Genomic DNA, 25,920 nt, shown 5'->3' on the forward strand with positions numbered 1-25,920 from the left:
GTCGCGGAGGATAAATGAGTACAGGTTTCCAATTCACTAGTGCCGTTGTGCCGATGCGCGCAGAGGCGAGTAGCAGCCCCATAGGACGGATGTCCTGTGCCAATAAGCAAAGGTGTCGACACCATGTTCAAATATAAAAGCCCTCTCAGCCGGCTTCTCGAAGGTGCCGGCAAAACCAAAGAAGCCGAGACCGAAACCGTAGTCGAGGTTGTAGAAGACGCTGCACCAGAAACAGAGCAGCCTCAGCCGATTGCTGATTTCAACGCACTGCGCGCGGCCTTGGCTGGTGGAAATATGTCCTCGGACAGCTATGAAGAAACCGACGAGCTGATTCCCGAGCAGGAAATGCCCGAGTTTTCAGAAAGCGAAGAAGAAGCCAAGGTTGAAGCCGGTGACGAAGGTGTAGTCGCTGAGGTGGTGGCCGAAACGCAGGACAACATCTTCGAGGCTCCCGAAGCGCAATCTGAACCGGAAGAACCTGTTGTAACACTGCACATCGCAAACGAAGCCGATGAGGAAGAACCCACTCAGGCCGAGGCCGAGCCAGAAGAAGCGGTTGTCGAAGTTATCGTAGAAACGCCCGAGCCGTCTCAGCCCGAGCCGATTGCCAAAGTTGAAGCTACGCCCGAAGCGCAGCCCGAGGCACAGGCCGAGCCGGTTGAACCGGCACCGACCGCTCCTGCAGATCGTCGTGGACGCGTCAAAACAACATTCCTGGGCTTTGAGCGCGCGGACACCCATGTGCAGGAACTCATCGACAGCGCAGAACCGGTTGCCAGGACGGAAACCGCCCAAGAGACCTTCCCCGTTGGCTGGCTGGTCGTAACCACCGGTCCGGGCCGTGGCTCCTGCATCACTCTGACCGAAGGGTTGATGCAAATTGGCCGCAATGACGATCAGGCCATTCAACTGGACTTCGGTGACACCGGCATTTCCCGCAGCAATCACGCAGTGATCGCGTATGACCCCGAAGATCGCAAATGTTACCTGGGGCACGGCGGCAAGGCTAATCTGGTGCGACTGAACGGTAAACCCGTGCTCAGCACTGTCGCGCTTTCCAGTGGCGATCTGATCCGGATCAGCGAAACCTCGATCCGTTTCGCCGCCTTCTGTGACGATGGCTTTGACTGGCGGGATGCCTGATAGATGCTGGCGAACCCGGCATATGATATCGCGCTGATCCTCGATCAGGGTCAGCGCGACACGCAGGAAGACGCGGTCGCAGCGCGCACATTTGATGCAGCCGATGCAGGTTACGCGGTGATCGCGGATGGCATGGGCGGGCACGCGGCAGGTGAGGTTGCCTCAAAACTGGTGATCGACGCCTGGCGCGATGCGCTGGATACCGAACTTGAAGGGGCAGCTCCGTCCGAGGCCACTTTGATTGACGCTTTACCGTTGGCAGCCATGCAGGCCAATGCTTCCATCGCCAATCATTGCGAGGAAAACGGCGGCCTGAACATGGGATCAACCCTGCTGGGCGTGTTATTGTTGAGCCAGCGTGTGTTCTGGATCTCGATCGGCGACAGCCCTTTGTACCTGTTCCGCGAGGGCGTTCTGAGGCAGATCAACGAAGATCACTCTCTGGCCCCGATGCTTGATGCGCAGGTCGCCACAGGCACGCTGACCGAGGCCGAGGCGCGGGTTCACCCCGACCGCAATCAGCTGACATCAGTGATCATGGGCGCGACGATCCCCCAAGTAGATTGCCCGGAAGAACCTCTGACGCTGACCCCATCGGACATCCTGATCCTGGGCAGCGACGGGCTGCAATACCTCAGCGATGCAGAGATCCAGTCCATTCTGCAGAACAATGCGCATGCTCTGGCGCAAGACATTGCCCATGCGCTGTTACAGGCGCTTCGGACCAAGGGCGACCCGGATCAGGACAATGCTTCGATCGGCATTGTGAAACTCTCAAGAAACTAACCAAGGCAAAGATACAGGACCATGAGACCCCATCTGTTCATATCCGGCCTCGCACTTGCTGCCGCGGCCGGAACAGCCTCGGCGCAAGAGGCGTGCTCGACCTACGAAATCCAGCCCGGCGACAGCCTGCGGGAACTGACCATCGCGGTCTACTCGACCGAAGATTTCCGCATCATTTTTGACGCCAACCGTGATGTAATCGGCAACAACCCGAACGTGATCCGCGTCGGCGATGTGCTGACCATGCCTTGCCTTGAAGACATCGGCCGTGCAGCTGCTCCGCAAACCGAAGCAGAGGCGATGGCGGCCGAGATGGCGGCAGAATTGGTCAAAGCTGCGGAAGACCGCGCCGCCCAAGCGATTGCCGAGGCCAAGAAGGCTAGCGACGACGCGGTGATTGCTGCGCGAGCCGAAGCCAAGGAAGAGATTGAGGCCGCCCGTACCGAAGCCGCTGCCCTGATCCGCGATGCGGGTACCGCGGCACGTCCTGAAATCCGCGACCGTCAATTGTTGTTGATCACCGGCGGCAACTATGCGCCGTTTACGGACGAGGATCTGCCTCATCGCGGTCTTTATACCAATCTGGTAGAAACAGCGATGCTGCGGGCCGCGCCGGAACAAGCCTACAAGATTCAGTTCGTCAACGACTGGTCCTCGCATCTGGACCTGCTGATGCCGACGCTGGCCTTTGACGCAACCTTCCCGTGGTCTCGCCCGAATTGCGAAGACGCCGGTGCACTGTCTGAAAAGGACCGTGAACGTTGTGAGGCCTACAACTTCTCAAACCCGTTCTACGAGGTTGTGGACACGTTCTTTGCCCGCGAGGGATCCGGTTATGAGCAAACCCTGACTTATGCCGATTTCGCGGGCACCACAATCTGCCGCCCCGAAGGTTGGTCATTGTCGCATATGGATGCGGTTGGCCTGTATGAGCCCGCGATTTCGCTGATGCGCCCGGTCTCACCGGACGAATGCTTTCACGCGGTAATGGACGGGACCGCCGACATCGTCGCGATCGAAGCCCACCTCGCTGTCGAAGCCATTGCCCGGCTGGGATACGAGCACCGCATTGTCGAAAACCCCAACCTGGCGGCGATCAAGTCGCTTAACGTCATGACCCACAAAGACAACCCGGATGGGGAAGCGATCCTCGAGACGCTCAATCAGGGTCTGGCGATCATGCAGCAATCCGGCGAATGGCGTGACATCGTGTCGACCGCCCTGCGTCACCAAATGGAAAATGGCTAAGGCCCGAGCAGGCCTGACAACAAATAAGTCTGGAGGAAGTGGACATGTTTAATACCAACCTGAAGAAAGTCGTGATGTCGGCCACCGCCGTCACAGCCCTGAGCGCCGGTGCCGCCGCCGCACAGGAAGCTTGCAGCAACTACACCGTCCAGGACGGTGACACGATGGCCACCATTGCCATCGCGGCCTATGGCACCTCGAACTACCAGCCGATCTTCAACGCCAACCGCAACGTCATCACCAACCCGAACGCGCTGGATCCGGGGCTGGTTCTGGCCCTGCCATGTGAAGACGGAAGCCTGCCCAATGGTCAGTCCGCGCAGGAACTCATCGCGGCCGAAGAACAGCGCGCGGCAAGTGTTAAACGCTCGAACGTCTACGCTCCACCGATCAAACTGGTTGCGGGCAATGGTTGGGAACCCTTTACCAGCGAATCTCTCAGCGGCGGCGGAGCAATGACTCGACTTGCAACCACCAGCCTTCAACGGGCAGGCAACCAGCGTGATTTTTCGGTCAGCTTCGTGGATGACTGGAGCTCGCACCTAGATACTCTGCTGCCCCTTGGTGCGTTTGACATCTCTATCGCTTGGACTGTGCCTGACTGTACCAACCGCACCTATCAATGGTCGGAAGAAACTGAAGCCCGCTGCTCCCAGTTTGTCGCCTCTGTTCCGGTGTATGACGTCGTAGGCGGCTTTTTCACGCTACCAGAAAGCGAGTACGTAAACGCAACGACGTTTGCAGACTTTGAAGGCGCAACCATCTGCCGTATGGCAGGCTGGAGCATGGTTGTACTTGAGGAAGTTGGCCTGAACCGTGAAAATACGACAGTGGTTCAACCCAACTCGGCCCGCGAGTGTCTAGATGCTGTTTTGACCGGCACTGCAGATGTTGCAGCGTTCGAAGTAGAACTGTTTGCAGCGACCAAGAAAGACATGGGACTAACCTCGGCTGACATTGTCGAAAACCCCTATGTTTCAACGCTTTCTTCCATGAGCTTCCTCGCCCACCGTACCAATCCCTTCGCACGCGAATACATCGCGATGATGAATAAAGGTTTGAATGAAATGCGTGAATCCGGCGAATGGTACGCGATCATCTCGGACACGCTGCGCGAGCAGAACGAAAAACTGAACGCAGCGTCGAACTGACCTCTTGGTTCATCTGGAATTTTCGGGGCCGGTCTTAGGATCGGCCCTTTTTTTGCCATGAAGTTGGAATTATCTGTGCGGGCTCTGACGGGCTACGGGAATTCCCTAATATCGCGCGGATATTCAGCTGATATTGTGTGGGGAACTGTACCGGTGAGGCGTAGCCTTGCCACTCACTCAAAAAAGGACCAGCTTTGGGGGCTGGTCCTTTTTTCTTTTAAGGGTTTGCTGTCGCTGAATAAAAAGCCGCGCCTATCAGCGTGGCTTTTTTGATGCTCAGCCGATGATCGCGTTCAGGGTTGCGCTGGGACGCATCACCGCCGCCGCCTTGGCCGGGTCGGTATGATAGTACCCGCCCAGATCGGCAGGAGCGCCCTGTGCGGCGGCCAGTTCGGACAGAATCTGCTCTTCTTTAGCGGCCAGCTCTTTGGCGATGGGTGCAAACTCAGCCGCCAACTCTGCATCATCAGATTGCGCGGCCAGGGCCTCGGCCCAATAGCGTGCAAACCAATAGTGGCTGTCACGGTTGTCGGGCTGACCAACCTTGCGGCTGGGCGAGCGGTTGTTGTCCAGAATGCCCTGCGTTGCAGTTTCGGCCGCAGCACCCAGAACACCCGCCTTGGCGTTGCCTTTGCTGTCAGCGAGGAAGTTCAGCGATTCACCCAAGGCGCAGAACTCACCCATCGAATCCCAACGCAGGTGGCTTTCCTCGACCAGCTGCTGCACGTGTTTCGGGGCGGATCCACCCGCACCGGTTTCAAACAGCCCACCACCATTCATCAACTTGACGATGGACAGCATCTTGGCTGACGTACCCAGTTCCAGGATCGGGAAAAGGTCTGTTAGATAATCGCGCAGCACGTTGCCGGTGATGGCGATCGAGTCCTTGCCGGCCGTGATGGTCTCTAGCGTTTGTCGGGTCGCTTCACGCGGGGCCATGATCAGGAACTTGTCCGCGACGCCGGCGGCCTCAAGTGCCGGTCTGACGTATTTGATCAGCTCGGCGTCATGGGCACGGTTGGCATCCAGCCAGAAAATCGCCTCGGATCCGGTCAGGCGCTGACGGTCCATTGCCAGCTGAATCCAGTTTTCGATCGGAGCTTTCTTGACGGTGCAGGCGCGCCAGATGTCGCCCTTTTCGACCTCATGGCTGTGCAGCGTCTCTCCGTTTGCCAGCACAATACGGATAGTCCCATCAGCAGGTGCTTCGAACGTGGTCGGGTGTGAGCCGTATTCCTCGGCCTTCTGCGCCATCAGGCCTACGTTAGCCACGGCCCCGGCTGTGGCCGGATTGAGCGCGCCATTGGCTTTGAAGAACTTGATGGTCTCGTCATAGACGGTTGCATAGCAACGGTCCGGGATCACACAATTGGTGTCACCCTTGGAGCCGGTCTCGTCCCAGCCTTTACCGCCTGCGCGGATAACAGCGGGCATCGAGGCGTCGATGATCACATCCGACGGCACGTGCAGGTTGGTAATGCCACGATCCGAGTCGACCATGTACATGGACGGGCGATCGCCCTTGATTGCATCGATGGCGGCCACAATCTCAGCATTGTCTTTTACGCGATCCAGCAAATCGCCCAAGCCCGAGTTTGGGTTCACACCAAGTGCTTCCAGTTCATCACCGAATTTCTCGAACACCGGGGCGAGCCACGCGCGGACAGCATGACCAAAGATGATCGGGTCGCTGACCTTCATCATCGTCGCTTTCAGATGCAACGAGAACATGACGCCGTCAGCCTTGGTCTCGGAGATCTGTTCGCCCAGAAACGCCTCAAGCGCTTTGGCAGACATAAAGGTTGCGTCGGCGACGGTGCCTTCGGCCAGCGGCCAAGCGTCCTTCAAGACCGTAACGCTGCCGTCCTTGCCGACAAATTCGATCTTGGCATCGCCGGCTTGCGCAGCGGTGATCGTGGCAGATTTCTCGTTGGCGTAGAAATCATTACCCGGCATGGACGAAACTTTGGTCTTGCTGTCTGCCGACCACTCACCCATCGAATGCGGGTTCTTCTGAGCATAGTTTTTCACGGCGCGCGCAGCGCGGCGATCACTATTGCCTTCACGCAGAACCGGGTTCACTGCTGATCCCTTGATGGCATCATACCGCGCGCGGATCGCCTTTTCTTCGTCGGTCGAGGGCTCATCGGGGTAGTTCGGGATATTGTAGCCCTGCGATTGAAGTTCTTCGATGGCAGCGACCAACTGCGGCACCGAGGCCGAGATGTTCGGCAGTTTGATCACGTTGGCCTCGGGCGTCTTAACCAGCTCACCCAAAGCGGCCAGATCGTCGGTGATGCGTTGCGCGTCGGTCAGGTTTTCCGGGAATGTTGCAAGAATACGGCCTGCCAGCGAAATATCTTTGGTTCCAACACTAACACCCGCTGCCGAAGCGAATTTGCGAATGATGGGCAGGAACGATGCGCTGGCCAGCTCGGGCGCTTCGTCTACAATGGTATACAATATGTCGAAGTTCGATTTATCTGCCATATTCTTTTACCTTTTTTAAGCCTTTCGGGGCGTGCGATCCAAGAGTGTGCCACTTCTGCGTGGCGTGTAAGGGGCTGTGTTTAACCTACCGCCCCAACGGTGACTCTGATTTGACAGGGCTTCCCATAAATGAGGTTGGGCTTGGGATCAATCGTTTAGAGGGGGCGCAAATTGACACGGGCCAGATGAAACATGCAAGAGTGCAGCAAACGCCACGCGCCCGGCCACTCGTCAACACTTATTCATATGCCGCCCGAGCCCGTTCCGGAGGCCCTAAATCCTGAAAATCGCTCGTGTTCGCGAGATGGTCGAGATATCGTACGATCGCATCCTCCAAATCCTCGGTCGAGCCAGACTGAGCCTCTTCGGAGATAGAGACTTCGCCGCGAATTATGATCAACATGATTTTTCGACCGTTTTGCCCTGTTTCTTCAAGAAACGCGTCAATCTCGGCTTTGGCCAAATCTGTTCGGCCCAACGTTGCATAGGTCCTGCAACGGATAAGCCATTCTTCGTTTTGGCCGTAGACCATCCAGTTCGAGGTTATTCGGTACCATCTTTTGAAGAAACTTGAACCGGCCAGGCCTTGTTGAACCGTCCGGTCGGCAAATTTCTGAACAAAGTCGATGCCTTTATCTTCGTCTCCGATTTTCATGTGAATCAAAGCGGGCATAAACGCCTCGTGCATTACTCCGGGTTCCAGCCTCGCATAATGCCCCGCCGCCTCAAGGGCGCTTTCTGGATCGCCGGTATTTATCAGATCATGGATAATTTGCGCGAAATACACCCATTTCTCATTGGGCCACCGTTCTTGCGCCCGCTTTAGGAACTGATTGGCACCGTCGATACCATCCTGATCGAAATACGCATCAACCAATTGAAATACGACGCCTTTGTAACCCGGATCGATTTCCAGAACCCTTTCATAACCCTGAATCGCTGCAGCGAGATTTGAGTGCCGCTGATCGAATTTGGCCTTGCTGTACAAAGCATAAATGCTGTCAGGATTGATCTGCAGCACTTTGGAGTAATCAGCCTCTGCCGCCCGACTGTCTCCCATCGCGTCCAGAGCCAGTGCGCGATTCAAAATCGATTTCGCATCATCAGGCCGCAGTGCTAAGGCCTCATTATAATCCGAAATCGCGTCTTCATACTGTTTTCCGCAGTAATATGCCCAACCACGCGCCCGCAACAGGCGGCTTTGTTGTGCCGGGGTGATATCTTCGGCCTTCAGCAGGGTTGTACAGGCGGCAACCACGTGAGGCGTCCCGCCCTTGTTGCCCACACATGACGAAACCAATTGAGCGTCGCTCGAGGTGGTTCCAGATGAAGAATTGTACGAAAGAATGAGAGTGGCGAAAACGATGATCAGGGCTGCAAGGCGTATATGCATTGACACTCCTATCGATTAAAAGTGCTCATCTTAAGGTGGTGATATTCCACCGTCACTCAAGGAACCTCCGCCTCAACTTGCTGTAGATGTTGCTAAAACGATACTTGAACAATCGTTATGATTGATTACACACCCCATGTGTCACTTAACCGATAGCCACCCGGCCATGGGTCATCCGGGTCCAGCATGTGCTGATGGGTACCGGTGATCCAGCTGCGGCCGCTGATCTCGGGCACGATGGCGTGGCGGTCTCCGACATGGGTTTCTTTGACAATCTGACCCGTGAAGCGCGAGCCGATGATCGAGGTCGCCTCGAATGTCTGTCCGACCATTAATTGCCCCTTCGCCGCCATCAGCGCCATACGGGCTGACACCGCTGTTCCGGTGGGTGAGCGGTCCACCTTTCCCGGCTGAATAGCGACGGCGGATTTACCAGCCAGCCCGGTTTCGGTCGCTGAAAGCGGCCCGCAAAAGGCACAGAAAGAAATGTGGTTCCAGTCTGGATTTTCGGGATGAGTAAAGCCAAGCTGCTCATTGGCCGCATTGGTGATCGTCACGCCCATACGCGCAATGTCACGCGCTTCGCTGTGGACGATATCAAACCCCAGTGACTTAGCATCGACTACCACAAAACTGTCGCCGCCATAGGCCGTATCGACGGTAATGGTACCAATGCCTGGCACCTCAAGGGGTACAGTGATCTTGTCGGCAAAGCTGGGTAGATTCTGAACGAAGATGCGCTCGGCTTTGCCATCGCGGCACTCGGCGCGAACATGCACCAACCCGCCCGGGGCCTCGAGCGTTATTCGGGTTTCAGGTTCCTGCATGGCGATGATTCCGCCATCCAGCAAAACGGTGGACACACAGATTGAGTTTGAGCCGGACATAGGCGGCGTGTCTTCGGGCTCCATGATGATGAAGGCGGCATCCGCCTCGGGGTGTTTGGGCGGCACCAGCAGATTGACATGCCGGAACACACCGCCACGGGGCTCGTTCAAAACGAAATTTCGCAGAACCTCATCCTGCGCAATGAACGAACGTTGTTCCCAAAGGGTTTCTCCGGGTGGCGGCTGAATACCTCCAACGATAACGTCGCCGACTTCGCCCTCTGCATGGGCCGAGATCACGTGGATGGTCTTTATACTGCGCATGTCTTGTCCTTAAAAACGAGTGGGCGAGAAAGGGGAAATGGAAATCTCGGTGGGACGGCCATCGACCATGTCACCAACCAGTTCCGCCGTCCCCGCTGCTTGAGTCAGACCCAGATGACCGTGCCCAAACGCGTATATGGTTTCCGGCGCACTAGGCGACGGTCCGATCACAGGCAGGCTGTCCGGCAGAGACGGGCGGAACCCCATCCATTGCGTGCCGCCTTTTGTGTTCAAACCGAGCAAAAATTGCTCGGCCTTTTTGAGCAGTGTGTCCGCGCGTCGGAAATTTGGCGGCAAGTTCAGGCCACCCAACTCAACTGCGCCACCGATCCGCACACCGCCGTTGATCCGGCTGGCGACAAATCCATGACCCGAAAAGGTCAGATGCATACGCAGGTTAAATGCGCCTGCAGGTAGGGTCGTGTTATAGCCCCGCTCAGTCTCAAGCGGGATGCGGTCACCCAGGGAGCGCGCAAGACTGTGCGACCATGCTCCGGCACAGATAACCACTTTGGATACTTCAATCACACGTTCTTCCAACAGCACACGCATGCCGTCGCCCAAAGGGTTCAGCGCCCGGATGTCCTGACGCTCGATCTTTCCACCACGGTCGAGGAAGGCTTGCGCCAAATGCTCAACCCATTTTTTCGGGTCGACGGTATTCACCCAATTCGGAGTAAACCCTGCATGTGTAAACCGGGGGCTAAGACCCGGTTGTTTCTCGGCGATCGCCGCCTGTGTTTCCAGCAGCTCGAATTCGATCCCGTGTTGTCGGCGCAGTTCCCATGCAGGCAGGCTGGCACGAAACTCTGCTTCACTTTCGTAAAGCTGCATCTGCCCATCATGCTGCATCATCGCTGCACCATCGACACTGGCAATCAGCCGGTTCAGGGCGCTGGCGGATTGCTTCATCAACTCAACCTGCGCCTTTAGGTGGGTTTGATACGGCCCCGGCCGGCTGGCCTGCCAAAACCGGAACATCCACGGGGCAATTTTCAAAGCATAAGCAGGCGGTATCGACAACGGCCCCAACGGGTCGAGCAGCCATTTCGGTGCCTTCCGCATAATGCCGGGGGTCGCCAGAGGCTCGATCTCGGAAAAAGCAAAAGCCCCGGCATTCCCCGCCGAAGCCTGCGCTGCGACCCCCTCGCGATCCAGGACCAGAACGGAATGGCCTCGGCGCTGCAACTCCAGCGCTGTAGTGATGCCGATTACGCCCGCCCCGATAACGAGGATCTGAGGGATCAAAATTCTATTCCCGCCTTAAATGGATCGTCCGGGTCAAAAACAAGAGTCGTCTCTGCCATGATATGAGCCTTTCCAGTGATCGAAGGAATGACCCCTCCGTTCACGCCCGGCTGATAGGACAGGCGGTAGGCGCTGCCGATGACGCTGTGCTGTACGATCTCCTCGCTGGGGGATAGCCGTCCTTCGGCAGCCAGACAGGCCAGTCGCGCGGAACTACCAGTGCCACAGGGTGAACGGTCGTAATTGTCATCCGGGCACAGAACAAAGTTGCGGCTATGAACGTTTTGGTCAGGTGAGGCGTCCTGAAAGATCACATGATCGATCGGTTCACCCTGCTCACCTGCAACACCCTGCGCGTTCGCGGCCTCACGGATCGCAATTGTCATATCCGTCAGTTGCCGGATATTGTCAGTTCCAACCGGAATCGGGCTGGGATCAACGATAAAGAACCAGTTGCCGCCATAGGCCACGTCGCCGGTCACCGCCCCATAGCCCGGAACATCGACGGTCACGCCACGGTGGATGCGGCGGCTTTCGACATTCGTCACCGTAACGGTATTGGCATCTTGCAACGCAACCGTAACGACCCCGGCAGGTGTCTCGACCCGGTGCGAACCCACGCCGATGCGCCCCAATTGCGCCAGCGTTACTGTCAGACCGATGGTCCCATGCCCGCACATGCCCAGAACCGCGTCCACGTCGAAAAAAATAACACCGGTCACACAGGTCGGGTCTACTGGTTCAACCAACAACGCGCCAACCATGCCGGGTTGACCCCTCGGTTCCAGCATTGTGGACCGGTAAAACGCCTCGTGTTCAGTTGCCAGCTTGCGGGCGCGCTCGGCCAGACATCCCGAGCCCAGATCAGGCGCTCCATCCAGGATGACCCGCGTGGGTTCACCCCCAGTATGGCTGTCAATCACGCGCATTCTGCGATCACTCCGCCCTGTTGGGACCAGTCAGCAAACCAATTGCGGAACAAGTCATATTGCTGTTCGCAATACTTGCGCTGCGCATCGGTCAACTCGTCTGTTTCGTTAAAGTGCAGGCGATATTCCGTTTCACCGTTCAGCACCAGGAGATGCTTATAATACAGTACCAGATCTGGTCCTTCGTCAAAACTGGACAGCACCTGGATGGCCTCGGTCAGTTCCAGTGCGCGCTGGCGGGCTTCGGCATTGCCTTGCGCCGCTTTTTGGGAGAGCGCCGCCAACAGCAGTGCTTCGCGCGGAAGGGCGGTTCCGATGCCCGTGATCGATCCTGTCGCGCCGCAATTGACGAAGCCGTGGTAGACTTCGGTATCGACACCAACCATCAGGGTCACATCGTCGTCCTGACTGGTAATATTTTCAGCCGCGTAGCGCAGATCGTCCTTACCGCCAAATTCCTTGAACCCGATCAGGTTGGGATGCTCGGCGCGCAGCGCGAAAAACAGGTCTGCACGGGTGGCGAACCCGTAATAAGGACTGTTGTAGATGATCGCTGGCAGGTCGGGCGCGGCGGACAGAATAGCCTTGAAATGGTTTTTTTGTGCAGTCAGAGAGCTACCCCGCGACAGGACACGCGGGATGACCATCAGGCCAACGGCTCCGACTTTCTGTGCATGCGCGGCATGGGCTACGGCGGATTTAGTGTTGATGGCCCCGGTTCCGACCACAACCGGCAATCCTGCGTCAACCAACCGTTCAACACCTTCCATCCGCTGTTCGTCAGTCAGGAGTGGCCAATCCCCCATAGACCCGCAATAGACCACCGCTGACATACCTGCTTCGATCATCTGCTTCCCCTTGCGGGCAAGACCATCGAAATCGGGGGCGCGATCGGCTGTGCAGGGCGTCATGAGCGCAGGCATGGTGCCGGTGAAAACATTTGTCGACATCGGGGTTATCCTTCAAAATGCTGGGTCAGAGTGGACTGATTTGGCTCTTTCGACTCGCCATAACGGATATTGGATACAAAATCCAGGATAATTGCAGACCAGAAAAAACACGCCAGATCGAAGGATCGGCGTGTTTCGTCAGGACCGGGCTTTCCAGTTATCGGAAGCGTTGGCCAGACTCTGGGTCGAACAGCATTGCACGCTCGGGGCGAACAATGATTCCGATACGCTCCCCTTGCCCACTGCGCTGGTCGTCTCGTTCTTCGATGATTAGTTTCTCGCCATTCGGCGTCAGCAGGTATGTATAACTGACACCACCAAGCGCTTCGGTCAGATCAACTGCGCAGGTATCGCCAGCACGGTCCACCTCGATGTGTTCAGGACGGATGCCCAATGTCACTTTGGACATCCCCGCAGGCACGTTGGCTGTGACTGACAAGGGTTCGCTGAGTGCCGTGTGCGAGACTTTGCCTTCGGCAATGTCGCATTCCAGAAAGTTCATCGCTGGTGAACCGATAAAACCGGCCACAAAGCGATTGTCCGGGTCGCGGTACAAATCCATCGGAGCACCGACCTGCTCGATCCGGCCATCGCGCAGAACGACAATCTTATCGGCCATTGTCATCGCTTCGACCTGATCATGCGTCACGTAGATCATCGTCGCGCCAATCTCATTGTGTAGCCGCGCGATCTCGACACGCATCTCGACACGAAGTTCGGCGTCGAGGTTTGACAGAGGTTCATCGAACAGGAACACCTCGGGACCACGGACGATAGCCCGACCAATCGCCACCCGCTGCCGTTGACCGCCGGACAAAGCCTTGGGCTTGCGTTTCAAATATTGGTCCAGCTTGAGGATATTTGACGCCTGCTGCACCTTCTGGTCGATCTCTGATTTGGCGACCCCGTTCATGCGCAGGCCAAAGCCCATGTTCTCCGCCACCGACATGTGCGGGTACAACGCATAGGTCTGAAACACCATCGCCACGCCGCGCTTTGCCGGGTCCATATGGGTCACATCGCGCGCACCAATATGAATCTGCCCTTCCGTGGTTTCCTCCAGTCCGGCAATCATCCGTAACAAAGTGGATTTGCCACAGCCCGAAGGGCCGACGAATACGCAAAATTCGCCATCTTCAATCTGCAGATCAATGCCATGAATAACCTGCGTTTCGCCGTATCGCTTGATCGCCTGATTGAGAGTTACACCTGTCATGTCGCTTGCATCCTGTCTTTGTCGGCGCTTTGGCTGGTTTCAGGGAACCGCCAGGCCTGCGCTTCGGCTCCGATCTGTTCGGCCACACGGCGAACACGGGGGACCCAGGTTTCCAATTGTTTGAAGTTCATACGTTCGGTCGATCCGGTCACCGAGATCGCCCCCAACATTCGCCGACCCGAAGTCAGGATTGGGCAGGCGATACAAATGATGCCCCGTTCATGCTCTTCATCGTCAATGGCGTAACCGCGGCTGCGAATCAGATCGAGATCTGCGCGCAATGCCTCTTCCGAAGTCAGCGTCTTGTCCGTGAAGCGGTGATAGCTTTGCTGTGAGACCGCCCTGTCCAATGCAGGGGCTTCCAGATACGCCATCATCGCCTTACCCACGCCTGTGCAATAAGCGGGGCCAACCTTGCCAGCCTGCGAATACATCTCGACCGGCTGCGCCGCGTTGCGCTTGTCGACATATAAAACCTGACTGGAATCAAGCTGCGCCAGATGCACAGTTTCACCGGTTTCGCTGCTGAGCGCATCCAGAAACGGCCTTGCAATAGGCGCCAACGAACTTTGGGTCCACGCCGTGTGCGCCAGCCGAACCAACCTAAGACCGGGCGCGTAGGTCTGCCGTTCGGGATCATAGGACAGCATTCTCTGATTGGTCAGGGTTTGCAGAAATCGGTACAGCGTTGCTTTGGGAAATTCGCTACTTTCCAGCAACTCGGCGAAACGGACCGGGCGCGCGAATGCCGCCACCTGATCCAGCACATCACATGCTTTTCCTATCGTTCCGTCACCTGACACGGGCGCGTATTCTCCTCCGATTACCGACACTCGATTTCGCGAGGGTCTTGACAAGACTAACCGAGTCGATGTGTAGTTTTCAATATATAAAACTTGGTTTCATTATATGGAACCTGAAAATGGGAGCAAAGGGAGGAAACTATGCATTCCATGTTCAAACGCACCGCGACAGCGTTGGCAGCCAGTGTGGCACTGGCCGCACCTGTTGCGGCCGAGCTGACTGGCGAACTGCGAATTTTCCTGGATACATCAAACCCGGCGCCGCGCGCGACGATGGAAGAGATGATTGAAAGGTTCGCGGCGCAGCACCCCGGGTTGGAAATTGAAACCACCGTGATCGACCGCGAGGCATACAAGACGCAAATCAGAAACTTTCTGACGGCAGATACGCCGGATGTCGCCACGTGGTACGCAGCCAACCGAATGAAGCCCTACGTCGAAGCCGGCCTATTCGAAGATGTATCGGATTTGTGGTCCGAACCGGAAATCGCCGACAACCTTGCTTCTACCAAAGGTGCGATGACCATTGATGGCAAGCAATGGGGCGTGCCCTACACCTACTATCAATGGGGCGTGTATTATCGTAAAGACATCTTTGATGAACTGGGCCTGAGCGAACCAACCACTTGGGAAGAAGAACTGGCCAACTGCCAAAAGATCGTCGACTCCGGCCGCGCTTGCTATACTATTGGGACCAAGTTCCTCTGGACTGCCGGTGGATGGTTCGATTATTTGAACATGCGAACCAACGGGTTCGACTTCCACCAGCAGCTCGCCAACGGTGAAATCAGTTGGGAAGACGATCGGGTCAAACAGACCTTCGCCAACTGGAAACAGTTGATCGACATGGGCGCGTTCATTGACAATCACCAGACTTACAGTTGGCAAGAGGCCCTGCCCTTCATGGTCAATGGCGAAGCCGCCGCCTACTTGATGGGTAACTTCGCTGTCGCCCCGCTGCGCGAGGCCGGGTTGACCGATGATCAGCTGGATTTCTACCAGTTTGTTGCCATCAACCCTGATGTTGAGCTGGCTGAGGATGCCCCAACCGACACGTTCCACATCCCAGCCAACGCGTCCAACAAAGAGGCCGCGCGGGAATTTCTGCGTTTCGTGGTTTCTGCCGACGAACAAACTCAGATCAACAATGGTTCGAACTTGGGTCAGTTGCCTGTAAACGCGCAATCCTCTGTTGATGACGACAAGTTCCTGCAGCAAGGCTTTGAGATGCTGTCGTCGAACAGCCCCGGTGGAGTGGCCCAATTCTGGGATCGCGACGCACCGGCAGAAATGGCCAAAGTGTCGATGGAAGGCTTCCAGGAGTTCATGGTCAAGCCGGACAACGCAGACAAGATTCTGGCCAAGCTGGAACGCGCCCGTCAGCGTATCTACGACAACTAAACGGGTCAGGCCGGGCATCCGTCCGGCCTGCACCACATCGAGCGTAAGACGGGTTTCAACCCGTCTTACTCCTTCCACCTAAAACCGAGTTTGCTCATGTCAGCCATCGACATCCCTGAACAGGAAAGCTGGTTCCACAGAAACCAACAGCGCATCGCGCCTTGGCTGTTTCTGGCCCCCGGCCTGCTCTTTTTCATGGTCTATGTGATCATTCCGGTATTTCAGTCCTTCAACCTGTCGCTCTACGAATGGGACGGGCTGGGCGCGGCCGAATATGTCGGGTTCCGCAACTACGAGGATTTGTATTGGGAATGGGTCGACCGGGATGCGTTCTACATTTCCCTAAAGAACAACCTGATCTGGCTTATCCTCTATCTGGCAGCAATCCCAACGGGCCTGTTCATTGCTTTGTTCCTGAACCAGACGGTCTGGGGCATCCGCCTGTACAAGTCATTGTTCTTTTTCCCCTTCGTTATTTCTCAGGTTGTGGTCGGTCTCGTTTTCACCTGGTTTTACGACCCCACTTTTGGCCTGCTGAATGAGTTCCTCAGCCTGTTTGGCCTTGGCCCGCTTAATGTTCTGGGCGACGAACGTTTTGTAACTTATGGCATCATCTTCGCCGGTCTCTGGCCACAGACTGCGTATTGCATGATCCTGTATCTGACCGGCCTAAACGCCGTGGATCCCGAACAGATCGAGGCCGGACGCCTGGATGGTGCCAAGGGTGTGCGGATGCTGTGGCACATCATCCTGCCGCAACTGCGCCCCGCGACATTTATCGCGTTTGTCGTAACGATCATCGGCGCGCTGCGCAGCTTCGACCTGATCTCAATCATGACTCAGGGCGGCCCTTTTGGCTCGTCCCGTGTGCTGGCCTATTACATGTTCGAGGTTGCGCTATCCGAATACGGCTTCCGAATGGGGTACGGTGCCGCCATCGCCGTAGTCCTGTTCCTGATCATGCTCTGTTTCATCGCCTACTTCCTGTGGTCGATGTACCGTGAAGAAAAGGGGCACTGAGATGTTTCCCAAACCAATCGAAAAACAATCCCGTGCAGCCCAAATCAGCTATCAGGCAATGCTGCCTTTGGCACTGCTTCTTTGGCTAGGTCCATTGCTTGCGGTTGCCCTGTTCTCGGTTAAGCCGGCGGCAGATTTCACCAATGCGAATTATTGGGGCATGCCGTCCAGCTTTGAAGGCGCGTTCAACTATGGTCAGGTCTTTTTTAACTCGGACATGCCTAGGTATTTGCTGAATTCGTTCCTGATCACCGTCCCAACCGTGATCGGAGCTGTTGCGCTCAGCTGTATGACCGGCTTTGCGTTGGGAATTTACAAGTTCAAATCGAACCTTTGGATCTTTTTCATGTTCGTGGCAGGAAATTTCGTGCCCTTCCAGATTCTGATGGTGCCGGTCCGTGACCTGACTCTGCAACTGGGTCTCTACAACACCAAAACCGGCCTTGTGTTGTTCCACATCGCCTTTCAAACCGGGTTCTGCACACTGTTCATGCGCAACTTCATCCGCGCCCTGCCCTTTGAATTGATCGAGGCGGCACGGGTCGAAGGCATCAGCGAATGGCGTATCTTCTGGTACGTGGTCCTACCGCTGATGAAACCGGCTATTGCCGCACTCAGCGTGCTGATCTTTACCTTTATCTGGAACGATTATTTCTGGGCGGTTGTCCTGACACAGGGCGCCGAAAGCCAACCTGTCACCGCAGGGATTACCAGCTTCAACGCCCAATTTCGAGCCGCCTATCAGTTGATGAGTGCAGGTTCCATTGTTGCGGCACTGCCGCCGGTGGCCATGTTCTTTCTGATGCAGAAACACTTCATCGCGGGTCTAACCCTCGGTGCCGTCAAATAACTTTGAATCGGAGTTCGCCACATGACCAAGATCACCTTTATTGGTGCGGGTTCCACAATCTTCATGCAGAACATCGTAGGAGATGCTCTGCTGACCCCAGCGCTGGCCGACAGCCATTTCGCGCTGATGGATATCGACCCCGAGCGGCTGGCCGAAAGCGAGACCGTAGCCCGCGCTATGATCCGCTCGGTCGGGTCGGGAGCGACCGTTTCCACCCATACCGACCGCCGCGCCGCTCTGGATGGCGCGGATTTCGTGATCACCGCCTTTCAGATCGGCGGGTATGAGCCGTGTACGGTCGCAGATTTCGAAATCCCCAAACAATACGGCCTGCGCCAGACCATCGCCGACACACTAGGCGTGGGAGGCATCATGCGCGGCCTGCGCACGGTCCCGGTCTTGTGGGACGTGGCACGGGACATGATGCAACTATGCCCCGACGCGACCCTGTTGCAATATGTCAACCCGATGGCCATCAACACCTGGGCGCTGGCCGAGCAATTTCCAGCGTTGAAACAGGTTGGCCTCTGCCACTCTGTCCAGAACACGGTCGAAGAATTGGCGCATGATCTGGACCTGCCCAAGGACGAATTCCGCTACAAAGTCGCAGGGGTCAATCACGTTGCCTTCTTTCTGCGGCTGGAACATCAGGGGCGCGATCTCTACCCCGCACTTCGGCGAGGTTACGCAAGCGGCCATTTGCCCAAGCCCCCCCTGCTGATGCCGCGCTGCCCCAACAAGGTCCGGTATGAGGTCATGGACCATCTCGGCTATTTCTGCACGGAAAGTTCAGAGCACCTTGCCGAATTCGTTCCCTGGTTCATCAAAGACGGGCGGCAGGATCTGATCGAACACTTCTCAATCCCATTGGACGAATACCCGACCCGTTGCGTGGAACAGATGGCCAACTGGAAAGAACAAGCCAAGACACTAACAGATGGCCGCGACATCAGGGTGACCCGCAGCCATGAATTTGCTGCCGACCTGATGAATGCCATCGTCACCGATGCGCCGTATGTGGCCTATGGCAATCTGCCCAACACCGGCCAAATCCCGCAACTGCCTTTGGGCGCGGCGGTTGAAACCCCTTGCCTCGTGGACAGCAATGGCGTGCAGCCCTCGGGCGTTACCGACATCCCGCCACAGCTGATCGCGCTGATACGCAGTCAGATCAATGTACAGGAATTGGTGGTTCGCGCACTGGTCGACCAAAACCCCGAACACATATATCACGCCGCCATGATGGACCCACATACTGCCGCCGAACTGGACCTGCGACAGATCCGAAATTTGATCAATGACTTGCTGACTGCCCATACCGGCTGGTTGCCGGAATGGTGTAAACCTGCAAAAGCCGCCTGACATTAAGTAAAAAGCTAAAAAATGACAAAAAAACGCCGCTCACAGCACTGGTATGGAAAGCTCGACAAGGATGGGTTCATTCACCGATCGTGGATGAAGAACCAGGGCTTTCCCGATCATGCCTTTGATGGTCGACCCGTTATCGGAATATGCAACACATGGTCTGAGCTGACGCCCTGCAACTCGGGCCTGCGCGACTTGGCCGAAGGCGTCAAACGTGGCGTGTGGGAGGCAGGTGGCTTTCCCGTCGAATTCCCCGTCATGTCGCTGGGCGAAACCCAGATGAAGCCTACCGCCATGCTGTTCCGCAACCTGCTGGCCATGGATGTCGAGGAATCAATCCGCGCCTATGGCATCGATGGCGTCGTACTGCTGGGCGGCTGCGATAAGACTACACCGGGGCAATTGATGGGCGCGGCCTCGGTTGATCTGCCTTCGATCGTCGTCAGCTCGGGTCCGATGCTGAACGGCAAATATCGCGGTCAGGATATCGGCTCGGGCACAGATGTGTGGAAATTTTCTGAGGCCGTGCGCGCTGGGGAAATGACCCTGCAAGACTTCATGAACGCGGAATCCGGAATGTCTCGTAGCGCCGGAGTTTGCATGACGATGGGCACGGCCTCGACTATGGCCTCGCTGGTCGAGGCCATGGGTATGAGCCTGCCCACCAACGCCGCCCTTCCGGCCGTTGACGCCCGCCGCATGGCGCTGGCGCATCTCACTGGCAAACGGATTGTCGAGATGGTGGACGAAGACCTCAAACCCTCGGACATCCTAACCAAAGAAGCCTTTGAGAACGCCATCCTCGCCAACGCCGCCGTAGGAGGTTCGACCAACGCGGTGGTTCACCTGCTGGCGCTGGCAGGTCGCGTGGGTGTCGACCTGGCGTTGAAAGACTTTGAAATCGGGTCAGAAATTCCGCTGCTGGTGAACTGTATGCCTTCGGGGAAATACCTGATGGAGGATTTCTGCTATGCTGGCGGCGTTCCCGCCGTCCTGTCCGAACTGAAACCCTTTCTACGGCCGGCGAAAACGGTCCTGAACAAAGACATATCTGCACATTACGAAGGGGCCGAATGCTTTAACCGCGACGTGATCCGACCTTACGACGATCCGGTAAAACCTGCCGCTGGCTTGCGGGTTCTGCGTGGAAATCTGGCTCCGAATGGGGCCATCGTAAAACCCTCAGCGGCCACGGATGAACTGCTTGAAACCGAAGCCGAGGCTTACGTTTTCGAAAATATCGAAGACTTGAAGGCAAACATTGACCGCGACGATCTGCCAGTGACGCTCGAGACCATTCTGGTGCTGAAGGGCTGCGGCCCCAAGGGGTATCCCGGCATGCCCGAGGTCGGCAACATGCCGATCCCGGCCAAGCTGGTGAAGGACGGCGTGCGCGACATGATCCGCATCTCAGACGCCCGTATGTCGGGCACGGCATTCGGCACCGTCATTCTGCATGTCAGCCCCGAGGCGCAAGCGGGTGGCACGCTGGCATTGGTCAAGACCGGCGACCGCATCCGCGTATCGGCCAGTAAGGGAGAGTTGGAGCTGCTGGTTGATGCAGCGGAACTCGACGCCCGGCGCGCCACATGGCAACCGGACGATCCCAATTACACACGTGGATATGCAAAGCTTTATGTCGATCACGTGCTTCAGGCTGATCAAGGCGCAGACCTCGATTTCCTTGTCGGCAAAGACACCCGCCTTGTGACCAGAGAGAGCCACTGATGGATCAACCAGCCACATTTCATGACCTGAACGGTGCATCCGTCTATATCACCGGCGGCGGGTCTGGCGTCGGCGCGGCACTGACGGATGGCTTTCTGGCCCAAGGCGCCAACGTCGCCTTCATTGGTCGCTCGGATGCCAGCGGTTTCGTCGAAGAAATGCGCGACAAACACGGCCGCGCGCCCATGTTCATGCAGGGCGACATGACCGACACCGAACTGTTGCACAGCACCATGCGGAAAGCGGCCGAGGCGCATGGCCCGCTGGACGTGCTGATCAACAACGCTGCCAACGACAAGCGCCACTCGCTTGAGGAAACCACCACCGAGTTCTGGGATTGGATGATCAAGGTTAACCTCAAGGCCTATTATTTTGCCTGTCAGGAGGCCGCGCGTCAGATGCAGGGCAAGGGCGGGGCAATCGTCAATTTCAGCTCGATCAGCTACATGATGGGCAATTCCGGCTATCCGATTTACACCACGTCAAATGCCGGGATCACCGGGATGACGCGGTCATTGGCGCGTGAGCTGGGGCCGCAGAAAATAAGAGTTAACGCACTGGCTCCGGGATGGGTGCTAACCCAGAAACAGCTAGACATGTGGGTCACGCCAGAAGATCTGGCCGCACATATGGAGCGCCAGTGCTTAAAAGATCATCTGACACCTGAAGACATGATTGCACCCACGTTGTTTCTGGCTTCGGACGCCAGCCGGGCCATGACCGGGCAGTGCATGGCCGTCGATGGTGGTGTCGTGGTTTCGGGGTAATGCAATGAACACAGAATGGATTGCTGTCGATTGGGGAACGTCTCATCTGCGTGTCTGGGCCATGCAGGGCGACACGGTGCTAGGTCAGGCGCATTCGGACAAGGGCATGGCCCGCATCGACAATGGCGGCTTCGAACCTGCCTTGTTCGAATTGATCGAAGGTTGGTTGGGCAATGCGCCCGTTGACGTGATTGCCTGTGGCATGGTCGGAGCGCGGCAGGGCTGGATCGAAGCCCCCTATTCTACCGTCCCATGCGAACCGATCCCGGTTGCTCCGTTCCGCGTACCAGGCACCGACCCCCGCATTCGCGCTTTCGTGGTCCCTGGCCTGAAACAGACCGCCCCGCCGGACGTTATGCGGGGTGAGGAAACCCAGATTGCCGGTTTTCTGGCGAACCGCCCAAATTGGGACGGTGTGATCTGCTTGCCCGGAACCCATACGAAATGGGTGCAGGTCAGCGCCGGAGAGGTCGTCAGCTTTCGCACCTTCATGACCGGCGAGATGTTCGATCTGCTGCGCGGGCAATCGGTCTTGAAACACTCGGTCACCGAGGGCTGGGACGACAGCGCATTTGCTGAGGCTACGGCGGACGCGCTTTCAAAACCGGAACAACTGGCCACACGCTTTTTTGGGCTGCGGGCCGCCGACTTGTTACAGGGTCAAGATGGTGGTGTGGCCCGAGCCCGACTTTCGGGATACCTGATAGGGGCCGAACTGGCCGCAACCCGCCCCTATTGGCTGGGACAGCAACTGGCGATCGTCGGGGCCGAGGGCCTGTCCGAAGTTTACGCCAAAGCCTTGAAAACGCAGGGCGCGTTTGTGGAAATAGCCAGCGGCACAGACTGTACTTTGGCTGGCTTGTATCATGCCCGCAACCTGACGAGGCAAACCGTATGAGCCGCCCCATTATCGCCATTCTACGCGGCTTGACCCCGTCTGATGCCACCGCCGTCGGGAAAGTTCTGATCGACGCCGGGATCGACAAGATCGAAGTGCCACTGAACTCACCCGATCCGTTGATCTCAATTGGCAACCTTACCGATGCATTCGGTGATTGCGCCCTGATCGGTGCAGGCACCGTCCTGACACCTGCTCAGGTGGATGCAGTGGCCGACGTCGGTGGCAAGCTAATCGTGTCGCCGAACTGCGACCCCGACGTAATCTCACGTACGCATCAGTTGGGTCTGGAAAGCTGGCCCGGTATTTTTACCCCGACCGAGGCCTTTGCAGCGCTCAAAGCCGGGGCTTCGGGATTGAAACTGTTCCCCGGGGCAATGGCTGGTCCGGCTGGATTGGCTGCTCTGCGCGCGGTTTTGCCCAAGGGAACGCTGGTTTATGCCGTAGGTGGAGCAGGCCCCGGCAATTTCGACCAATGGGTTAAGGCCGGAGCAGATGGGTTCGGCATAGGTTCAGCTCTTTTCAAACCGGGCATGACAGTTTCTGAGGTCGCGAACCGGGCGACGGAAATTGTGGCGGCCTATGACGAGGCCATTGGATGAGTACCGTCTACGACGACCGCCCCTGCGAATTGGGTGAAGGGCCATTGTGGCATCCGCTAAGGAAACAGCTTTTCTGGTTCGACATCCTGGGCAAGCGCATGCTGACGCAAGAAGGCGATGAGCGGCGAAGCTGGCAGTTTGAAGAGCATGTATCGGCCGCGGGTTGGATCGATAAGGATACGCTCTTGATCGCCTCTGAAACAGGGCTTTGGCGCTTTGATCTGCTGAATGAGCGCAAAGAGCTGGTATTACCGCTTGAGGAAAATAACCCGATCACGCGATCAAATGACGGACGCGCTGATCCCTGGGGAGGGTTCTGGATCGGGACGATGGGCAAAAACGCTGAACCCGGTGCGGGTGCGATCTATCGATATTGGCAAGGCGAATTGCAGCAATTGGTGCCGGATGTCTCGATTTCGAACGCAATCTGTTTCGCACCGGACCGATCCTGCGCTTATTATGCGGACACTGTGAAAAAACAGGTCATGCGCTGGCCTCTGAACGCCGCAAACGGTTGGCCCGAAGGGGACAGCACCGTATTTTTGGACTTGCGGGTCGAATGCCTTAACCCCGACGGCGCAGTTGTCGATGCCGGCGGCAACCTGTGGATAGCACAATGGGGGGCTGGGCGCGTCGCAACTTATAGCGCGGCCGGACAGTTCCTGACTGCAGTCTCGTTTAACGCCGCTCATACCTCGTGCCCCGCGTTCGGCGGCACTGACCTGACGACTCTGTTTTGTACCACAGCCCGCGAAGGGCTGGATGCAGACACGCTCATAAAACATCCCACCAATGGCATGACCTTTGCCGCCACAGGTGCAGGCAAAGGGCAGGCCGAACACAGAGTTCTGTTATGAAGCCCGAACTTGGCGTTTGCTATTACCCGGAACACTGGCCCGACGCGATGTGGGCCGAAGACGCCGCAAGAATGGTTGAATCCGGTCTAACCTGGGTTCGGATCGGTGAATTTGCGTGGAGCCGGATGGAGCCAAAGCCGGGTGATCTACAACTCGACTGGCTGGATCGCGCCATCGAAACATTGGGCACCGCCGGGTTAAAGGTTGTCTTGGGCACTCCCACGGCGACCCCACCGCGATGGATGCTTGAAAAGCACCCAGACATGCTGGCCGTCGATGGACATGGTCAGCCGCGCAAGTTTGGTTCTCGCAGACATTACTGTTTCAGCCATCAAGGCTATATCGATGAAAGCATACGCATCGCCCGGATCATGGGCGAGCGCTATGGGCGCAATCCGCATGTGGCTGCGTGGCAGATCGACAACGAATACGGATGTCACGACACCACGGTCAGCTACAGCCAACTGGCACTTCGTGCGTTTCAGGCTTGGCTGGCAGACCAATATGGCACAACCGAAGCGTTAAATTCGGCCTGGGGCAATGTGTTCTGGTCAATGGAGTATGACCGCTTCGACCAGATAGACCTGCCAAATCTGACCGTGACAGAACCCAACCCGGCGCACGTTCTGGCCTTCCGCCGGTTCAGTTCGGATCAGGTGGTGACATTCAACAAGGCGCAGGTAGACGCCCTTCGGCCGCTGACAGATGCTCCGTTGCTGCATAACTATATGGGCCGGATTTTGGACTTCGATCATTTCAAGATGGGCGCTGATTTGGACATCGCCACCTGGGACAGCTATCCGATTGGGTTCCTGTCCGACCGGCTTGAAGCCGAAGAGGCCCATAGAACCGCATTCCTGCAACAGGGCGATCCAGACATGCAGGCGTTTCACCACGACCTCTACCGTGCCGTTGGGCGTGGGCGCTGGTGGGTGATGGAACAACAACCCGGACCGGTCAACTGGGCACCGTACAACCCTGCACCCCTGCCCGGTATGGTCCGCTTGTGGTCGCTGGAGGCGGTAGCCCATGGTGCCGAAGTCGTCAGTTATTTTCGCTGGCGACAAGCCCCATTTGCGCAGGAACAAATGCATGCTGGCCTGCTCGCCCCTAACAACACTTCCGCTCCGGCGTTGGCCGAAGTGCGCAAGACAGCAGATGATCTGGAAAGTCTGGGTACGATTTCTCAATCGCAAGCCCAAGTGGCGATCTTGTTTGACTATGCTTCTGACTGGACATGGGCGACACAGCCACAAGGGGCCGGGTTCAACTATTTCCGGTTGGTGTTTTCAGCCTATCGCGCATTGCGCCGCGCCGGCTTGTCCGTGGACTTCATTTCAACAGTTGGCAAAACGAAAGGCGGATACAAACTGATCCTTGCGCCCGGGCTGGCCACATTGGATGATGTTTACGCACAAAACCTGACAGAAAAAAATGACTTGGTGATCTTCGGTCCGCGCAGCGGTGCTGTCACGCAAGATTTCCAAATCCCCGATACCGGACGCCCCGGCTTGTCCGGGCTGGATTGTGAGGTTGATCTGGTCGAGTCGCTGCCCCCAAGTGTCCAACGCGACGTTGTCGGTGGCGGCGCGGCTGTGCACTGGGTGGAACGTCTGTCTGGCGCGGCGGTGGATTTATTGACTTACTCTGACGGCAATGCCGCTCTGAAAGGCGCTGACAGTCTGTGGTATCTGGCTGGTTTCCCTGACGAAACGTTGTGGGACCGGATTATTTCCATGGCAGCGCAAAAAGTTGAATTAAACCTGCACCCATTACCCGAAGGGTTGCGCCGCAGGGAAACCGATCAGCACGAATTCCTGATCAACTACAATGCCACACCAATTGAGTGGGAAGGGCACGATATTCCTGCCTGTGACGTGAAAATCCTGAAAAAGAACCCGCCCGAAGAGGGTTAGCTCTCCGG

At 56.9% G+C, this 25,920-nt stretch carries 22 protein-coding genes; 14 read left to right on the top strand and 8 right to left on the bottom strand.

Going from position 1 to position 25,920, the window contains the following annotated elements; translation table 11 throughout:
* Positions 1-123: 123 nt before the first annotated feature.
* From ACR0IY_RS12560 to ACR0IY_RS12575, 4 genes are read left to right on the top strand one after another with little or no spacing between them, the layout of a single operon-like run.
* Complete coding sequence (locus ACR0IY_RS12560) at positions 124-1,143, top strand: FHA domain-containing protein (RefSeq protein WP_480673749.1); 1,020 nt, start codon at positions 124-126, stop codon at positions 1,141-1,143.
* Positions 1,144-1,146: 3 nt separating this feature from the next.
* Complete coding sequence (locus ACR0IY_RS12565; RefSeq protein WP_480673751.1) at positions 1,147-1,929, top strand: PP2C family protein-serine/threonine phosphatase; 783 nt, start codon at positions 1,147-1,149, stop codon at positions 1,927-1,929.
* 21 nt (positions 1,930-1,950) lie between these two features.
* Positions 1,951-3,177, top strand: a complete 1,227-nt coding sequence (locus ACR0IY_RS12570; protein ID WP_480673753.1) for a peptidoglycan-binding protein LysM — start codon at positions 1,951-1,953, stop codon at positions 3,175-3,177.
* A 44-nt stretch (positions 3,178-3,221) separates the two neighbouring features.
* Positions 3,222-4,328: a peptidoglycan-binding protein LysM gene (locus tag ACR0IY_RS12575; protein WP_480673755.1), complete on the top strand. Its 1,107-nt coding sequence runs from the start codon at positions 3,222-3,224 to the stop codon at positions 4,326-4,328.
* 276 nt (positions 4,329-4,604) lie between these two features.
* On the opposite strand, the gene ACR0IY_RS12580 is transcribed toward ACR0IY_RS12575, so the two are convergent.
* The 8 genes from ACR0IY_RS12580 to ACR0IY_RS12615 form a co-directional block, all read right to left on the bottom strand.
* Positions 4,605-6,818 carry an NADP-dependent isocitrate dehydrogenase gene (locus ACR0IY_RS12580; protein ID WP_480673757.1) on the bottom strand — a complete coding sequence of 738 codons (2,214 nt, stop codon included), beginning with the start codon at positions 6,816-6,818 and terminating at the stop codon, positions 4,605-4,607.
* 238 nt (positions 6,819-7,056) lie between these two features.
* Positions 7,057-8,211 (bottom strand): tetratricopeptide repeat protein, encoded by a 1,155-nt coding sequence (locus tag ACR0IY_RS12585; RefSeq protein WP_480673758.1) that lies wholly within the window; start codon positions 8,209-8,211, stop codon positions 7,057-7,059.
* A 125-nt stretch (positions 8,212-8,336) separates the two neighbouring features.
* Positions 8,337-9,362 carry a trans-3-hydroxy-L-proline dehydratase gene (locus ACR0IY_RS12590; RefSeq protein WP_480673760.1) on the bottom strand — a complete coding sequence of 342 codons (1,026 nt, stop codon included), beginning with the start codon at positions 9,360-9,362 and terminating at the stop codon, positions 8,337-8,339.
* 9 nt (positions 9,363-9,371) lie between these two features.
* Complete coding sequence (locus tag ACR0IY_RS12595) at positions 9,372-10,610, bottom strand: NAD(P)/FAD-dependent oxidoreductase (protein ID WP_480673762.1); 1,239 nt, start codon at positions 10,608-10,610, stop codon at positions 9,372-9,374.
* Complete coding sequence (locus ACR0IY_RS12600) at positions 10,607-11,539, bottom strand: 4-hydroxyproline epimerase (RefSeq protein ID WP_480673764.1); 933 nt, start codon at positions 11,537-11,539, stop codon at positions 10,607-10,609. The genes ACR0IY_RS12595 and ACR0IY_RS12600 overlap by 4 nt, the downstream gene beginning before the upstream one ends.
* Positions 11,530-12,489, bottom strand: a complete 960-nt coding sequence (locus ACR0IY_RS12605; protein WP_480673766.1) for a dihydrodipicolinate synthase family protein — start codon at positions 12,487-12,489, stop codon at positions 11,530-11,532. Before ACR0IY_RS12605 ends, ACR0IY_RS12600 begins: the two co-directional genes overlap by 10 nt.
* Positions 12,490-12,646: 157 nt before the next feature.
* Positions 12,647-13,705 (bottom strand): ABC transporter ATP-binding protein, encoded by a 1,059-nt coding sequence (locus tag ACR0IY_RS12610; protein WP_480673768.1) that lies wholly within the window; start codon positions 13,703-13,705, stop codon positions 12,647-12,649.
* Positions 13,702-14,508 (bottom strand): IclR family transcriptional regulator, encoded by an 807-nt coding sequence (locus ACR0IY_RS12615; RefSeq protein ID WP_480673770.1) that lies wholly within the window; start codon positions 14,506-14,508, stop codon positions 13,702-13,704. Before ACR0IY_RS12615 ends, ACR0IY_RS12610 begins: the two co-directional genes overlap by 4 nt.
* Positions 14,509-14,649: 141 nt before the next feature.
* Between ACR0IY_RS12615 and ACR0IY_RS12620 the strand changes: the two genes are divergently transcribed.
* The 10 genes from ACR0IY_RS12620 (at position 14,650) to ACR0IY_RS12665 (ending at position 25,912) form a co-directional block, all read left to right on the top strand.
* Positions 14,650-15,909 (top strand): ABC transporter substrate-binding protein, encoded by a 1,260-nt coding sequence (locus tag ACR0IY_RS12620; protein ID WP_480673772.1) that lies wholly within the window; start codon positions 14,650-14,652, stop codon positions 15,907-15,909.
* Between the two features lie 96 nt (positions 15,910-16,005).
* Complete coding sequence (locus tag ACR0IY_RS12625; protein WP_480673774.1) at positions 16,006-16,929, top strand: carbohydrate ABC transporter permease; 924 nt, start codon at positions 16,006-16,008, stop codon at positions 16,927-16,929.
* A 1-nt stretch (position 16,930) separates the two neighbouring features.
* Positions 16,931-17,779, top strand: a complete 849-nt coding sequence (locus tag ACR0IY_RS12630; RefSeq protein WP_480673776.1) for a carbohydrate ABC transporter permease — start codon at positions 16,931-16,933, stop codon at positions 17,777-17,779.
* Positions 17,780-17,800: 21 nt separating this feature from the next.
* The gene (melA, locus tag ACR0IY_RS12635; protein WP_480673777.1) at positions 17,801-19,141 is read left to right on the top strand and encodes an alpha-galactosidase; all 1,341 of its coding nucleotides are present in this window, start codon (positions 17,801-17,803) and stop codon (positions 19,139-19,141) included.
* 21 nt (positions 19,142-19,162) lie between these two features.
* On the top strand, positions 19,163-20,872 hold the full coding sequence (locus ACR0IY_RS12640; protein WP_480673779.1) for an IlvD/Edd family dehydratase: 1,710 nt from the start codon (positions 19,163-19,165) through the stop codon (positions 20,870-20,872).
* Positions 20,872-21,639 carry an SDR family NAD(P)-dependent oxidoreductase gene (locus ACR0IY_RS12645; protein WP_480673781.1) on the top strand — a complete coding sequence of 256 codons (768 nt, stop codon included), beginning with the start codon at positions 20,872-20,874 and terminating at the stop codon, positions 21,637-21,639. Before ACR0IY_RS12640 ends, ACR0IY_RS12645 begins: the two co-directional genes overlap by 1 nt.
* 4 nt (positions 21,640-21,643) lie before the next feature.
* Positions 21,644-22,537, top strand: coding sequence for a 2-dehydro-3-deoxygalactonokinase (locus ACR0IY_RS12650; protein ID WP_480673783.1), 894 nt, complete (start codon positions 21,644-21,646; stop codon positions 22,535-22,537).
* Entirely contained in the window at positions 22,534-23,139 is a 606-nt protein-coding gene (locus tag ACR0IY_RS12655) for a 2-dehydro-3-deoxy-6-phosphogalactonate aldolase (protein ID WP_480673784.1), read from the top strand. The genes ACR0IY_RS12650 and ACR0IY_RS12655 overlap by 4 nt, the downstream gene beginning before the upstream one ends.
* Positions 23,136-23,996: an SMP-30/gluconolactonase/LRE family protein gene (locus ACR0IY_RS12660; protein ID WP_480673785.1), complete on the top strand. Its 861-nt coding sequence runs from the start codon at positions 23,136-23,138 to the stop codon at positions 23,994-23,996. The genes ACR0IY_RS12655 and ACR0IY_RS12660 overlap by 4 nt, the downstream gene beginning before the upstream one ends.
* Positions 23,993-25,912 carry a beta-galactosidase gene (locus ACR0IY_RS12665; RefSeq protein WP_480673787.1) on the top strand — a complete coding sequence of 640 codons (1,920 nt, stop codon included), beginning with the start codon at positions 23,993-23,995 and terminating at the stop codon, positions 25,910-25,912. The genes ACR0IY_RS12660 and ACR0IY_RS12665 overlap by 4 nt, the downstream gene beginning before the upstream one ends.
* Positions 25,913-25,920 lie beyond the last annotated feature (8 nt).

The organism is Ruegeria sp. BC1 (assembly GCF_056539305.1).

Excerpts from the sequence above, each read along its gene's own strand:
- melA (WP_480673777.1), top strand. The coding sequence starts at position 17,801 with ATGACCAAGATCACCTTTATTGGTGCGGGTTCCACAATCTTCATGCAG.
- ACR0IY_RS12630 (WP_480673776.1), top strand. The coding sequence starts at position 16,931 with ATGTTTCCCAAACCAATCGAAAAACAATCCCGTGCAGCCCAAATCAGC.
- ACR0IY_RS12620 (WP_480673772.1), top strand. The coding sequence starts at position 14,650 with ATGCATTCCATGTTCAAACGCACCGCGACAGCGTTGGCAGCCAGTGTG.
- ACR0IY_RS12590 (WP_480673760.1), bottom strand. The coding sequence starts at position 9,362 with ATGCGCAGTATAAAGACCATCCACGTGATCTCGGCCCATGCAGAGGGC.
- ACR0IY_RS12585 (WP_480673758.1), bottom strand. The coding sequence starts at position 8,211 with ATGCATATACGCCTTGCAGCCCTGATCATCGTTTTCGCCACTCTCATT.
- ACR0IY_RS12565 (WP_480673751.1), top strand. The coding sequence starts at position 1,147 with ATGCTGGCGAACCCGGCATATGATATCGCGCTGATCCTCGATCAGGGT.
- ACR0IY_RS12650 (WP_480673783.1), top strand. The coding sequence starts at position 21,644 with ATGAACACAGAATGGATTGCTGTCGATTGGGGAACGTCTCATCTGCGT.
- ACR0IY_RS12605 (WP_480673766.1), bottom strand. The coding sequence starts at position 12,489 with ATGTCGACAAATGTTTTCACCGGCACCATGCCTGCGCTCATGACGCCC.
- ACR0IY_RS12580 (WP_480673757.1), bottom strand. The coding sequence starts at position 6,818 with ATGGCAGATAAATCGAACTTCGACATATTGTATACCATTGTAGACGAA.
- ACR0IY_RS12660 (WP_480673785.1), top strand. The coding sequence starts at position 23,136 with ATGAGTACCGTCTACGACGACCGCCCCTGCGAATTGGGTGAAGGGCCA.
- ACR0IY_RS12640 (WP_480673779.1), top strand. The coding sequence starts at position 19,163 with ATGACAAAAAAACGCCGCTCACAGCACTGGTATGGAAAGCTCGACAAG.
- ACR0IY_RS12665 (WP_480673787.1), top strand. The coding sequence starts at position 23,993 with ATGAAGCCCGAACTTGGCGTTTGCTATTACCCGGAACACTGGCCCGAC.
- ACR0IY_RS12610 (WP_480673768.1), bottom strand. The coding sequence starts at position 13,705 with ATGACAGGTGTAACTCTCAATCAGGCGATCAAGCGATACGGCGAAACG.
- ACR0IY_RS12560 (WP_480673749.1), top strand. The coding sequence starts at position 124 with ATGTTCAAATATAAAAGCCCTCTCAGCCGGCTTCTCGAAGGTGCCGGC.
- ACR0IY_RS12570 (WP_480673753.1), top strand. The coding sequence starts at position 1,951 with ATGAGACCCCATCTGTTCATATCCGGCCTCGCACTTGCTGCCGCGGCC.
- ACR0IY_RS12625 (WP_480673774.1), top strand. The coding sequence starts at position 16,006 with ATGTCAGCCATCGACATCCCTGAACAGGAAAGCTGGTTCCACAGAAAC.
- ACR0IY_RS12600 (WP_480673764.1), bottom strand. The coding sequence starts at position 11,539 with ATGCGCGTGATTGACAGCCATACTGGGGGTGAACCCACGCGGGTCATC.
- ACR0IY_RS12655 (WP_480673784.1), top strand. The coding sequence starts at position 22,534 with ATGAGCCGCCCCATTATCGCCATTCTACGCGGCTTGACCCCGTCTGAT.
- ACR0IY_RS12645 (WP_480673781.1), top strand. The coding sequence starts at position 20,872 with ATGGATCAACCAGCCACATTTCATGACCTGAACGGTGCATCCGTCTAT.
- ACR0IY_RS12575 (WP_480673755.1), top strand. The coding sequence starts at position 3,222 with ATGTTTAATACCAACCTGAAGAAAGTCGTGATGTCGGCCACCGCCGTC.